Raw genomic sequence first — 13,256 nt, forward strand, 5'->3', positions numbered from 1 at the left:
ACGTCACTGCATAACTTGCCCGTCTGGACCCGCTCATCCTTATCCCCCTAATACCTACTTACCTGCTAGGGTATTCGGAGCCGCGCTTCGGTCAACCCGGCTGCGGCGGGTTTGGGAGATAGAAAACCGTCGGGCGTCTAAATGCTGTCTATGTCGGGCTGTGAAGCAGGCCGTTGACCGGATGGTTCAGCCAAGACCACCACGACTGCTCGCGCTCACCAGCTCGAGCGCATTGCTTAGCCGGTAGCCAGCCGCTTTCCGAAGATCCTGCTACAGCGACTGCTGGATCGAAACATGCGCTCGCTGCGCTCCTCGCGGGAACTGGGCGCTCATGCTGGCCGAGTTGTTTCGGCGCGAGGCGGCATCTCCTTTCGTGTCGTCCTCGTCTCGACAGCAGGCCTTCAACGTTCGGCGGCGGCAACGGGACGCACACGTACATCAGCGCTACCCGCCGGATCACTTCCGGCGAGGAGTTGAAGTAGCGAGACGGGCCAGCGGACGTGTGCGGGCGGGGCATCCATCCGCCCCACCCGCAGGGCTTCGAAGCTATTCGCCTTCGCGCCGCGCCTTGGCGACGCGCTCCGGCGTCACCGTAGCCGCCTTGCCGCCGAAGTGGCCGAGCACATAATTCGCCACTGCCGCGATCTCCGCGTCGTTGTAGGCGCGGCCGAACGAGGGCATCGACGCTCCGCCCTGGGGCGTGGAGATCTCCGACCCGTGCAGAATGACCTGCACCAGGTTGGTCGCCTCGGGATCGTTCACCGTCTGGGCACCGCGCAGCGCGCCATAGGGGCTGTGCAGTCCGGAGCCGTCCCAGCCATGGCAGCTGGCGCACGCGCCCTCGAAGATCCGCAGCCCCATCGCGTCCGGGCCGACTTCCGCTCGCACGGGTGCGAACGCAGTGGAGGCGGTCATGAGCGGCGGGTTGGGATTGATCTTCGATCCCGGTGTGCCGGGCTTGGCGGGAATGGTCTTCAGATACACCGCCATCGCGCGCAGGTCCTGCGGGGTCAGGCGGCTGAGGCTCAGGCTCACCGCCTCACCCATCGATCCGGCCGCCGCCCCGCGGCCCGGCGTATGCCCGGTCGCCAGGTAGCGCGTGAGCTCGTCCACCGACCAGTCCCCGATGCCGGTCTCCGGATCGCTGGTGAGGTTGTACGCCTTCCACCCCTGGGTCGTGGCACCCGCGAACTTCTGCCCGCTCTTCAGGCCGAACAGCAGGTTGCGCGGCGTATGGCACTCCGCACAATGGCCCGCGCCCTCGACCAGATAGGCGCCCCGGTTCCATTCCGCCGACTGGTTCGGGTCCGGCCGGAGCGGCTGTTTGGGCATGAACAGCAGCTTCCACGCCCGCATCAGATAGCGCTGGTTGAACGGGAAGGAGAGCTGGTTGACTGCCACCGCCTGGTTCACCGGCCGCAGCGTGTTGAGATACGCGCGGATCGCGAGCACGTCGTCGGTGCTCATGTGGGTATAGGCGGTATACGGAAACGCCGGATACAGCTGCTGCCCGTCGTTGCGTACGCCATGCCTCACCGCGCGCACGAACTCCGCATCGCTCCACGCGCCGATGCCGTTCTTCGGATCGGGCGTGATGTTGGACGAATAGATCGTGCCGAACGGCAGCTTGAACGCGAGGCCGCCGGCAAAGGGCTCGCCGTTCGGGGTCGAGTGGCAGGCGACGCAGTCGGCAGCGGTCGCGAGATAGCGGCCCTTTTCGACCAGCGCGCGGCCGGTCGGCTGGCCGGGGCTCGGTGCCACCGCCTCCAGCTTTGCGGGCCACGCGAAAAAGGCGATCGCCGCGACCAGCAGGAGACTGGCGACGATCAGCGCGATCAGGCCGAAGCGCTTCAAGCGAGAGCCCTTCATGCCTCCGCTCCCTTGTCACCACTCCAGGCGAGCGCGGCCGCGCCCAGGCCGAGCGCCAACGCCGGCGGGGCGATCACGCGCTTGCCTGCGTCTTTCTCCATCAATGCCCCATAATCGATCGGCAGCCGCCGCAGCCGCACGCCGGTCGCCGCAAAGATCGCGTTGGCGAGCGCGGGGGCGGCAGAGACGGTCCCCGCCTCGCCCACGCCGCCCGGATCCTCGGTGCTCTGGACGATGTGCACCTCGATGGGCGGCGTCTCGTTGATGCGCAGCTGGCGATAGTCGTTGAAATTGCTCTGCTCGACCTGTCCTTCCTGGATGGTCACCGCATTGTAGAGCGCCGCCGACATGCCGAACAACACCCCGCCCTCGATCTGGGCCTGGACGCTGTTGGGGTTCACCGTCTGGCCGCAGTCGATCGCCGCCACCAGCCGCCGCAGCTGCACTTCGCCCGCGGGCGTCACATGCACCTCGCACACCAGCGCCAGATGGCTGCCGAAGCTGTCGTGCAGCGACACCCCGCGACCCGTGCGCGGCGGAAGCGGCGTGCCCCAGCCGGCACGGCGCGCCGCGATGTCCAACACCCGGCGCGAGCGCGGATTGTCCTTCAGCATCGCCCGCCGGTAATCGACCGGGTCTCGACCGACCGAATGCGCGCATTCGTCCAGGAAGCTCTCGACCACATAGACGTTGTGGGCGGGGCCCACGCCGCGCCACCAGTTGACCTTGATCGGGGGATCGCGCCGGACCCAGTCCACCCGCACCGCCGGGATCGAATAGGGCGTCCGATCCGCGCCTTCGACTGCGTCGGTGTCGAGGGTTCCGTCCGGAAGGCCGGTCGGCAAATAGCTGCCCAGCACCGACCCGCCCGTGATCCGGTCGGTCAGCACCACCGGCAGGCCGTTCGGCCCCAAGCCGGCGGCGATGCGGTCGTAATAGGCCGGGCGGAACAGGTCGTGGCGGATGTCCTGCTCGCGCGTCTGGATGACCTTCAACGGATAGGGAACCTGGCGGGCGAACTGCACCGCCTGCACCACGCTTTCGGCAACCAGCCGCCGGCCGAAGCCCCCGCCGATCAGGTGGTTGTGCACCATCACCTGCTCGGGCGGGATGCCCAGCGTCTTGGCGGCGGCGCCCTGCACCGCGGTGGGCGCCTGCGTGCCCACCCAGATGTCGCAGCCGTCGGGGCGGACATGCACCGTGGTGTTCATCGGCTCCATGGTGGCGTGCGCCAGGAACGGCAGCTCGTACACCGCCTCCACCCGGCTGTGCGCATCGTCCATCGCCTTGTCGGCGTCGCCCAGCTCGCGCCCCAGGATCGGCTTGCCGTTTTCGGAAGCGTGCTTCAGGTCGGCAAAGATCCGCTCCGTCGACACTTTCTCGTGCCCGGCGAAGTCCCAGCGCAGATCGAGCTGCTCCAGCCCCTTCTTCGCCGCCCAGAAGTGGTCGGCAACCACGGCCACCGCATTGTCGATGCGCAACACGTCAACCACGCCCGGCACGTTGCGCGCGCCGCGGTCCTCCATCGACCGGAGCCGCCCGCCTTGCGCCGGGCAGATCTCGATGGCGGCGATCTTCATCTCCGGCACCTTCACGTCGATGCCGAACACCGCGGTGCCATTGACCTTGGACGGCGTGTCTACCCGCTGCAGCGAGCGGCCGATCAGCTTGAACTGGCCGGGCTTCTTGAGCGGCACGTCCTTGGGCACCGGCTGGCTTCGCACCGCCTGCACCAGCGCGCCATAGGGCAGCGACTGGCCGTTCGCCCGGCAATAGACGCGGCCCTGGTCGGCAAAGCATGTGTCGGGCGCGACGTTCCAGCGCTGCGCCGCGGCGGCGATCAGCATGGTGCGCGCAGCCGCGCCCGCCTGGCGCAGCGGCCCCCAGGCCCCACGGGTGGAGGTGGATCCGCCGGTCGCCTGGCTCTTGAGGATCGGCTGGCTGTAGAGCAGCTCATTCGGCGGCGCGGGCACTACCTCGACCTGGTCGAGGGTGACTTCCAGCTCCTCCGACAGCAGCATCGCCTCGCCCGTGTAGATCCCTTGGCCCATCTCGGTGGACGGGATGATGAAGGTGATCTTGCCCTCGGACGGAATGCGGATGAAGCCGCCCGGCGCAAAGCCGTTGAAGGCCGCGCCGCTTTCCGGGCCACCCGGCGTGATCGCGCGCAGCGACGGCTCCTCGCCCTGGCTCTGCGCGGCAGCCTTGCCCGCGCGCGCCAGCACCGCAAAGCCGAACATGAAGGTCCCGGCCTTCAGGAACCGACGGCGCGAGGCGACGCTCAGGTCTTCGGGTTGCAGCACGCCATAGGCTGGCCGGCCGATCGGCCCGTGCATCAGACCGTCTCCGCCGGGAGGCCCGCCGCGCGCTTGATAGCGGCGCGGATGCGGGGATAGGTGGCGCAGCGGCAGATGTTGCCCGACATGGCCGCGTCGATCGCGGCATCGTCCGGCGCAGGATTGCGTCCCAGCAGGGCCGCTGCCGACATGATCTGGCCCGACTGGCAATAGCCGCACTGGACGACCTCAACGTCCAGCCACGCTTCCTGCACCTTGCGACCGATCTCGGTTCCGCCGACCGCCTCCACGGTGGTGACGTTGCGATTGCCTACGGCAGAGACCGGCAGCACGCAGCTGCGCGCCGGCTTGCCATCGACATGCACGGTGCAGGCGCCGCATTGGGCGATGCCGCAGCCGAACTTGGTGCCGGTCAGGCCGACCACGTCGCGCAGCACCCACAAAAGCGGCATGTCGGGCGGCACGTCGACTTCGCGTGCCTCGCCATTGATCAGGATCGTCGTCACGCGCACCTCTATAATCCCGCTTTATCAAGGCTGTACGGCCGCCAACCACATCCTACAACCGGTATCACTCACGGCCCGCCCTTGGCGGCTCGCACGCGCGGATGCGGTCAGTCTAACGCGAGGCGCTCTCCAAAGGTTGCGCTTTGCCCCCCCTCCTGGCAGCAAGGAAAAGTGCCTCAGTCGCGTTGCGTGCGCATGGCGCGCGCAAGGGCATTGTCTCCCAGAGCCGAAAGGATTTCCCCGAACGAAGTGTCGCTCTCGTCCTGCCCGAGCTTGAAGCGGGCGCTCGATCGGACGACGATCGCACGGAAGGCTATGACATGCGCGAGCAGCCCCGCATAGCGCGCACCCATGCGCTCGACGCACCAGTTGATCTGCCACTCCGCCAAGGCCGCGGAGCGGCGCTGTTGTAGGTGTCACGGTCGACGAGTGACATTCCGCGGTGACAACGGGAAGCGCACGTCCATCAGCACCACCAGCAGGCTTGCGAGGGGTGGGGCATGATCCACCCTACCCCTCGCGAACTACAAACCGTGCACCTCGTCTGACGTGGCCCGAGTTCCGGCCTATTGTGGCGTCACCGTGGGATATTTGACGCCGAGCTGGTCCAGGTAGCTCGGGTATTTGTCCGGATCGTAATAGAATTTCTCCATCTGCGGGCGCAGCCGCTCCATGACGTCCTTGTTCAGCCAGATCGCCGGCTTCTCCAGAATCGGAGCATAGCGGTCGGTCTTCAGCTGGACGTCGGTGAAATAGGTCTTGGCGTCGGCGATCAGCTTGGGGCTGGTCATCAGGTCGAGCACCGTCATCGCCACTGCCTTGGCCCCCGCGACCGCCCCCTTGTGGGCAATCGGCGTCGCCATCGCCATCGCCGAGGTGACGTTGTGGCCGATCATGTTGGGGATGTTGGACGGATAACGCACGGTGATGGTCGGTACCGCCCACATGATGTCGCCGATATCGTCGGAACCGCCGCCCATCGACTTCGGCCGATTCTCCGGCGTCGAGAGATCCGCGACGACATTCCGCAGCGGCTCCACCTTGCGCTGGTTGGTTTCCTGCACCGCGCGCGCGAAGGCCTGGTCGTCGGCCGACCATTGCGGCATGCCGACCGCCTTGATGTTGCGCCATGCCGCTTCCGCAAGCGGCTTGTTGCCGAAATTGGGCGCGGCATAGCCCAGGATGCGGCGTTCCACGGTCGTCCCGGTTGCCTTGGCCGCGGCCTCCGAGATCTCGTTGCCGGTGTCAAAGAGCGACTTCACCGCGCCGAACGTGCGATCCCGGAAATAATACCAGACCGACGCCTTACCCGGCACGACGTTGGGCTGGCCGCCGCCCTCGGTGATCACATAATGCGAGCGCTGCGTCACCGGCAGGTGCTCGCGCCGGTAGTTCCACGCCGTGTCCATGATCTCGACGGCGTCCAGCGCGCTGTGTCCGTCCCAGGGATCCCCGGCGGCGTGCGCGGTTTTGCCGTGGAAGGTATATTCGACCGAGACCATGCCGTTCTGGCCTTGGTCGCCATATGCCGTGGTGAAGTCGCTCGAGACGTGGGTGAAGATGCACGCGTCGACATCCTTGAACAGGCCTGCCTGGACATAATAGGCCTTGGTCGCGAGCAGTTCCTCGGCAACCCCCGGCCACAGCATCAGGCGACCGGGGATGTGGTTCTTCTCCATCACCTGCTTGGCAGCGATTGCGGCTGCGATGACCAGCGGCATGCCCGAATTATGCCCCTCGCCATGGCCCGGAGCACCTTCCAGCAGCGGCTTGACGTTGGGGATGCCCGGCACCTGCGAGACGCCGAGCAGGTCGTCGATGTCGCTGCCCAGCGCGATCAGCGGCCCGCCGCTGCCCCAGGTTGCTGTGAACGCGGTCGGGATGCCGGCCACGCCGCGAGTGACCGTGAAGCCGTTCTTCTCGAGAATGTCGGCGAGATACGCGGAGGTGCGAACTTCCTGAAAGCCGGGTTCGGCATAGGAAAACACCTGGTCGACCATGACCTGGATCTGCTTGGCCTGGGCATCGACAGCGGCAGCCGCGGCAGCCTTCTGAGCCTTGCTCGCGCCCTTCGGCGCGCCCGCGGCTTGAGCGACGACGGGTTGAAGGGCGAGCGCAAGCGCTGATGCGCCAGCCGCAAGAGTACGCAGGCGGTGCGGAATGGACGTGTTCATAAGGGCTCCTGGTTCGGCTGCGTCAGAATTTCACGCTGGCGGCGATGCGGAACACCCGCCCGACGACATCGTAGAGTGACCGGTTCGTCTGGGAGTAGGCGGGCACATTGTTTGCGTCCGGGCCGTTGCCGATCAGCACCGGCTTGCGGTTGAACAGGTTGTTGGCGACCAGCGTGAGCCTCGCCTCATGCCCATCGGCATCGAACTTCACGCTGACGGAGGTATCGACGTAGAAGGCGCCTGCGATGTGGTTGTCGTTGATCGTGCGATACTGGGTCGAGGAGGTCGGGCAGTTTGCCGTGCATTCGATGTAATCGTTGCCGTAGACGCCGTCGCTGAAGCCCCGACCGACGAGATTGAAGGTGAAGGGTTCGACGTCGTAGAAGGCGCTGACCCGGTAGATCCAGTTCGGGGCGCTGTAGCTGCCGGCCAGGCTGCCGCCGTTCACCCCGGCATAGTCGATCGGGAAGATCCCGTTGTCGATCACGTTCTGGATGTAGTGGGTGGCATTGGCATGGATGCTGAGGGTGCCGGGCAGGCCATCCGAAATGCTGCTCAGTGCCGTGCGGTAGCTCGCCTCGATGTCGAAGCCCTTCTCCTTCTGGCTGGCGAAGTTGAACGGCTGGAGGATGATGCGGCTGAGCGCGCCGTCGGTGTAGACGATGTTGCTGCAATAGGCGTCGATGCCCAGGTTGTAGCAGTTGTCGACGGTGTTCTGCGACGTGATGGTGCCGATCGCCTTGCGGATGCGGATGTCGTAATAGTCGAACGACGCGCTGAAGCCCGGCAGGAAACTGGGCGTGAGCACGATGCCTGCTGTCCAGGTGTTGGCAGCCTCCGGCTTGAGCGCCTGGTTGCCGACGGTGTTTTCGATGAACTGGAACGAGCCCGCACCCACCGGCGAGTTCGTCGGCAGGATGACGGTGTTGGTGCGCGCGGTGCCGGCGGCGAACAGCTCCGAAAGATTGGGTGCGCGGATGTCGTGGCTATAGGTGCCGCGCAGCTTGATGTCGGGAAGCGGCGTGTAGGTGCCGCCGATCTTCCACGTCTGTACCGAGCCGGAGGTCGAATAGTCGGTGTAGCGGCCGGCAGCGTTGAGCGTGACGCCGGGGAGCAGCGGCGCGTCGATCTCCAGGAACGCCTCCTTCACCGTGTATTGCCCTTGGTTGGGCAGATAGTTGCCGTAGAGCCAGCGGCTGGTCGTCGTGCCGTTGGCATTGACGACCGGCTGGAACTGCTCTTCGACGAAGCCGCTGATCTGCTCCTTGCGATATTCCCCGCCAAAGGCGATCGCCAGCGCGCCGCCCGGTAGCTGGAACAGCTGCCCGCTGAGGCTGAACGCGGCGACGTCCTGCTTGATCGTCTCGTTGCGGTAGGGCTGCTCGCCGTAGATGTAGGCCAGGGCTTCCGCCGACGGTCCGGTCGTGCCCAGGCGGTCGATCGGCACGCAGCCGTTGCCGGCTGCGGTGAGCGTGGAGCGGCACACGATCGTCCCGGCGGGGATGCCGGCGGCGTTGCCCGCGGGCGCGAACACCGCATCCTGCGCCAGCGCCATACGCTCGACGCTCCAGGTGTTGGTCAGCTCGGCATGAACCTTGGCGGTCCCATGCTGATAATAGGCGTCCCAGCTCCAGCGGTTGTCGAACAACGTGAACTTGCCGGTGGCGCCGGCGACATAGCGGTAGACGTCGCGGACGTTGTCGCTGCCGGGTACCGGGAACCCGGCATTGCTGGTCCCCATGGTGAACGAGGACGCGCCCGCCGCTGTCAGCGCAGCGGCCACGGACGGATATTGCTGCAGCAGATAGGCATTGTCGCGCTGAATGGTGACGCCGGTGCTGGGCGTCTGCTGGTAGAAGCTGGCACCGGTGTAGCGGTTCCAGGAGAACTGGCCGTACACCTGGAGCGCGTCGGACACGTCGAACGACGTGCGGTTGAACACGCCTATGCGCTCTTCCTTGGGGAGGAGCGAGTTGGTGCCCGCATGGCCCGCAAGCGTCGTCTGGTAATCGCCGCCGATCATCCACGGGCTCGACACCGAGTTGGTGGTGCCGAAATTAAGCTGCCCGGTCTGGCCATCGCCCTGGAAATAGGTGCCCCGCAGCGGGCCGGAGGTGATCAGGCCGCCGGCGGTATAGGTGGCGGGACCGAAGCCCGAACCTACCAGCCGCTGCGGTTCGCCGTTGGTGGACGTATAGGCGGGGTTGTTGATCTGGAAATAGGCGCTGTCGTTCCAGTCCCGGTTGATGCTCGTGACCGCCTCTTGCCGGAAGTATTCGCCGTTCAGCAGGATGTGGAGCCGCTCGTCCAATAGGCCGAGCCCGGCACTCGCCGTTACGCGATAGTTGTGGCCGTCGCCATAAGTGGAGATTCCCTGATCGGCCGACAGCTTGAAGCCCCGGAACCCCTTGTTCAGGATGAAGTTGACAACGCCGCCCACCGCGTCCGAACCATATTGGGCGGATGCGCCGCCGGTGACCACTTCGACGCGCTCGACCAGGTCCTGCGGGAAGGTGTTGATGTCGACAACGCCGCCGACGGTCGAGGCGACCGAGCGCTGCCCGTCGAGCAGCACCAGCGTCCGGCCCGCGCCCAGACCACGCAGGCTGATCGAGTTCACCCCGGCAATTCCGTTGGACAGGCTGCCCGAGCTGGTGGCGGCAGTGCCCGATCCGGAGATTGCAGGAAGCTGGTTGACGAAGTCGGAGATGTTGGCTGGAGCCTGCGCGGCGATCTCAGCCGCGCCGAGCACCGTCACCGGGGTGGGAGCGCTGTAGCCGTCCCGCACGATCCGGCTGCCGGTTACCGTGACTTCCCCGGCCGCGGCCGCTTCGGGTTCTGCCTCGACCGCCTCGACCGCCTGTACGCTGTCAGCGGTCGGGGGAGCGGAGCTGGCGGTGCGGGGATTGTTGCCGGATGCAGCGTCCGGCAGGTTGGCCGGATCCGCTGTCAGCACGCCGGCAGTCGGGGCGCTCGATGCGGTCTGCGCCTGGACCGAGGATAGCGGAGCGAGTGCCGCGATCGCCACGGTAGTCATCAGGCCGGCGCGGCCGCACCAGCCACGGCCGCGCGCTGCCGAAACGCGTACAATATCCGCCATCGAGATAAGTCCCCCATTGAAGCGTATGCCTCAAGCGGTCCTCTCCTGGCGTCGGCCCCCAATCGGACTTCCGCACAGTCAAAGTTTCTTGGAACCAAGGTGTCCCGGCATTTTGTTGCTGAGAGCGTCCCCGTTCGAAGAGAATGTTGCACGAACTCGAACGCAGCGTCCTGCGAAACTTGCCATCCCCAAATGCGCTTCGTGCCGGATTCCAGCGTGAAAGCACGTGATCACGCCGGAAGTCGCAACCGAGGCGTGGGGACGGGTCAGCGCCTTCCCTCGAATATCACGGGCGGAATCACCCGTTGCGTGACCTGACGCATAACAAAGCTGCTGCGGATCTTTGCGACATGCGGAAGCTTCGAGAGTTCGCTCCGGTACACGCGGTCGTAATCGCCCAGGGACCGCACATGCACGATCATGATGAAGTCGGTGTCGCCCGAGACAAAGCTGCAGAAGGTCATCGAGGGGCATTGCACCACCGCCGCCTCGAACTCGTTGAGGACCTGTTCAGCCTGCGACGCCAGCTCGATCGCGACGAGAACGACGATCCCGACGCCCAGTGCCTCCAGGTTGAGGTTGGCGCTGTACCCGGTGACAGCTCCGCATTCTTCCAGGATCTTGCGGCGGCGCGCAGCGGCGGTGCTCGACAGATGCACCCGTTCCCCCAAGGCGACGTCCGAAAGGCGGCCATCGCGCGCAATCTCTCGAATGATCCGAAAGTCGGTCTGGTCCAGATCTGACAGTTGCAAATCTTCCTGCAAATCGCCCCCCTTTGCACGAATCCATCAACAGGCACCCCGAAGCTGTTAAAAAATGCCAAGAAGCGCAATGCCGCGCGTGCTAATTTTTTGCATTGCAGCAAGCGGTGCGCGGCACAGCAGCGAGGGGGCAGATGCGGAACATCAAGATTTTGAGCTCAGTGGTATTGGCTGGGCTCGCCTGGACGTCGATGCCAGCCGCGGCGCAACTCGCCCCCGTGCCGGTCCGCGGCGGTGGCGCGCTGTTGCCGGTTGCCGTGGATCCGGCCGACGGGCGCATCCTGGTCACGTTGCCGCCGGCGGCTGACGACGGCACCCAGGGACGGTTCCTTTATGCAAGTTCGCTCAAGACCGGGCTCGGCTCCGCGCCCATCCGCCTCGACCACGGGATGCTGGGGGATACGCAGGTGCTCGCCTTCCGCAGGCTGGGCGGCAAGATGGCGGTGACGTTCGAGAACCCGCGCTTCGTGGCAAGCGGCGATGCGCGAATCCAGACGGGGGCTCGCGAGAATTTTCCCTACAGCGTGGTCGCTACGGTCGATGTCGTTTCGACCGCGCCATCGGGAGCGGTGACGGTCGATCTTGCTCCGTTCCTGACGCATGACGTGATGAACATCACCGGCGCGCTGAACGGCGAGGCCAAGGGCTTCCGGCAAGTCGACAGCCTGAGCGCCGCCGACCCGAAGTCCGTGAAGGTCTTTCCCGACAATATCGAGATGGAGGCGGTGCAGACCTATGCCTCCGAGACGCCGGGCAAGGAGATCAGCAACATCGCGCCCGACCCCCGCCAAGTGAGCTTCACCGTCCACCATTCGCTGGTACGGCTGCCTGCGCCGGGCTTCGTGCCGCGCCGCTTCGACATCCGCTCAGGCACCCACGCGACCCAGATCTATGATTTCGCGACGCCCCTGGGCGCCGACGTGCTGGTCCAGCTCGCCAATCACTTCCGGCTCGACAAGACCGATCCCGGCGCCGCCCGCTCCCGCGTGAAGAAGCCGATCGTCTTCTACATCGACAACACCGCGCCCGAACCGGTCCGCTCGGCCCTGGTCGAGGGCGTGGGCTGGTGGAACCAGGCGTTCGACGCAGCCGGCTATATCGATGCCTTTCAGGCCAAGGTGCTGCCCGCCGATGCCGATCCGCAGGACGTGCGCTACAACATCGTCAACTGGGACGCGCGGCTGACGCGCAGCTGGTCCTATGGCGGCGGCATCATCGACCCGCGCACGGGCGAGATCATCAAGGGCAACGTCGTCCTCGAAGGCTTGCGCCTGCGCCAGGACATCATCCTGTTCGAAGGGCTGGTCGGTACCGCAGGCGACAATTCGGGGGGCGCCAACGATCCCGTCCGGGTCTCGCTCGCGCGCATCCGGCAGCTTGGCGCGCACGAGGTCGGCCACGCGATCGGCTTTGTCCACAATTTCGCAGGGAGCCTCCAGGATCGCAGCACGGTGATGGACTATCCCTTTGCCCGCATGGGCCTGCAGGACGGGCGTATCGATCTGGGCGATGCGTATGCGACCGGGATCGGCAGCTGGGACAAGTTCACCGTCGACTGGCTCTATGGCCAGCCCGCGCCCGGCGTCGATCCGGACGCGGAGGCCGCGCGCAAGGCGACCGCGATCGAGGCTGCGGGCATGCGCTATCTGACGGACATCGACGGCCGGGCCGACGATCTGGGTGTGCCTGGCGACAATATGTGGACCGAAGGCAACGACCAGCCGGCCGACCTGGAGCACATGATGGCGGTCCGCCGGGTGGCGCTCGCCAACTTCGGGCCAAGCGTCCTGCACGCGGGCGAGCCGCTCGCCAACTTGCGCCGCAAGTTCGTGCCGGTGTGGCTGCTCCACCGCTACGAAGTGGCCGCGATCGGGAAGATCGTCGGCGGCGTCCATTATCGCTATGCGGTGGTCGGCGGGAACAGCCCTGAGCCGACGCCTGCCTCCGCAGCCGAGCAGCTTGCGGCGCTGGATGCGCTACTCGCCACATTGGCACCCCGCGAACTGGCGGTGCCGGCAGCGCTCGAGCTCCAGCTGTCGTCCGGCGTCAACGGTGGAGCCGATCCCCAGTTCGACACGGAGGTGTTCGACAATGCGGGTGCCGCGGTGTTCGACCCGCTGGTCGCGGCGGATGTCGGTGCCCAGCTGACCCTGGCGACGCTGCTTGCGCCGGCGCGGCTGACTCGCCTGTACCTCCAGCACGCCCGCGACGCCTCCCTGCCCGGCCTGGACGAGCTGCTCGACCGGCTGACTGCGGCAACGCTCACGTCCAGCGACACCGCGCTCGAACGGCGGATCGCGACCCGCACCATCCTCACCCTTGCACGAACCGCGCGCGAGCCGGGAACCTCGCCGGACGTTGCGGGGGTCCTACAGGGACGGCTCGCCAGCCTCGCCTCCCGCCTGGCGGACGCTCGAGGCAAGGACGAGGGCGCGACCTGGCAACGCGCGATGGGCGCGATGCTCCGCGATGAGGATGCGCTGACCCGAGAACTCAAGCGGCCGGTGCCGGCGGTACCCCCGGGCATGCCGATCTAGAGCGAGCACCAG

Annotated in this window: 8 protein-coding genes; 1 reads left to right on the top strand and 7 read right to left on the bottom strand. The window is 66.3% G+C overall.

What is annotated here, in order from left to right; genetic code table 11:
* Positions 1 to 546: 546 nt before the first annotated feature.
* The 7 genes from LK533_RS10280 to LK533_RS10310 form a co-directional block, all read right to left on the bottom strand.
* Positions 547 to 1,869: a c-type cytochrome gene (locus LK533_RS10280; protein WP_229362735.1), complete on the bottom strand. Its 1,323-nt coding sequence runs from the start codon at positions 1,867 to 1,869 to the stop codon at positions 547 to 549.
* Positions 1,866 to 4,205, bottom strand: coding sequence for a xanthine dehydrogenase family protein molybdopterin-binding subunit (locus tag LK533_RS10285; protein WP_229362736.1), 2,340 nt, complete (start codon positions 4,203 to 4,205; stop codon positions 1,866 to 1,868). The genes LK533_RS10280 and LK533_RS10285 overlap by 4 nt, the downstream gene beginning before the upstream one ends.
* A complete protein-coding gene (locus tag LK533_RS10290) occupies positions 4,205 to 4,672 on the bottom strand; it encodes a (2Fe-2S)-binding protein (protein ID WP_229362737.1) in 468 nt (155 codons plus the stop codon). Before LK533_RS10290 ends, LK533_RS10285 begins: the two co-directional genes overlap by 1 nt.
* Before the next feature lie 176 nt (positions 4,673 to 4,848).
* Positions 4,849 to 5,025, bottom strand: a complete 177-nt coding sequence (locus LK533_RS10295) for a hypothetical protein (protein WP_229362738.1) — start codon at positions 5,023 to 5,025, stop codon at positions 4,849 to 4,851.
* 213 nt (positions 5,026 to 5,238) lie between these two features.
* Positions 5,239 to 6,846, bottom strand: a complete 1,608-nt coding sequence (locus LK533_RS10300) for an amidohydrolase (protein ID WP_229362739.1) — start codon at positions 6,844 to 6,846, stop codon at positions 5,239 to 5,241.
* 22 nt (positions 6,847 to 6,868) lie between these two features.
* Positions 6,869 to 9,946, bottom strand: coding sequence for a TonB-dependent receptor plug domain-containing protein (locus tag LK533_RS10305; protein WP_229362740.1), 3,078 nt, complete (start codon positions 9,944 to 9,946; stop codon positions 6,869 to 6,871).
* A gap of 266 nt (positions 9,947 to 10,212) precedes the next feature.
* Positions 10,213 to 10,710: an Lrp/AsnC family transcriptional regulator gene (locus LK533_RS10310; RefSeq protein WP_229362741.1), complete on the bottom strand. Its 498-nt coding sequence runs from the start codon at positions 10,708 to 10,710 to the stop codon at positions 10,213 to 10,215.
* 188 nt (positions 10,711 to 10,898) lie between these two features.
* On the opposite strand from LK533_RS10310, the gene LK533_RS10315 reads away from it, so the two are divergent.
* Positions 10,899 to 13,244 carry a zinc-dependent metalloprotease gene (locus LK533_RS10315; RefSeq protein ID WP_229362742.1) on the top strand — a complete coding sequence of 782 codons (2,346 nt, stop codon included), beginning with the start codon at positions 10,899 to 10,901 and terminating at the stop codon, positions 13,242 to 13,244.
* Positions 13,245 to 13,256 lie beyond the last annotated feature (12 nt).

The sequence above is a fragment of the Sphingomonas sp. PL-96 genome (assembly GCF_020707215.1).
Taxonomy (GTDB): domain Bacteria; phylum Pseudomonadota; class Alphaproteobacteria; order Sphingomonadales; family Sphingomonadaceae; genus Sphingomonas.

Excerpts from the sequence above, each read along its gene's own strand:
- LK533_RS10280 (WP_229362735.1), bottom strand. The coding sequence starts at position 1,869 with ATGAAGGGCTCTCGCTTGAAGCGCTTCGGCCTGATCGCGCTGATCGTC.
- LK533_RS10305 (WP_229362740.1), bottom strand. The coding sequence starts at position 9,946 with ATGGCGGATATTGTACGCGTTTCGGCAGCGCGCGGCCGTGGCTGGTGC.
- LK533_RS10315 (WP_229362742.1), top strand. The coding sequence starts at position 10,899 with ATGCCAGCCGCGGCGCAACTCGCCCCCGTGCCGGTCCGCGGCGGTGGC.
- LK533_RS10300 (WP_229362739.1), bottom strand. The coding sequence starts at position 6,846 with ATGAACACGTCCATTCCGCACCGCCTGCGTACTCTTGCGGCTGGCGCA.
- LK533_RS10295 (WP_229362738.1), bottom strand. The coding sequence starts at position 5,025 with ATGGGTGCGCGCTATGCGGGGCTGCTCGCGCATGTCATAGCCTTCCGT.
- LK533_RS10285 (WP_229362736.1), bottom strand. The coding sequence starts at position 4,205 with ATGCACGGGCCGATCGGCCGGCCAGCCTATGGCGTGCTGCAACCCGAA.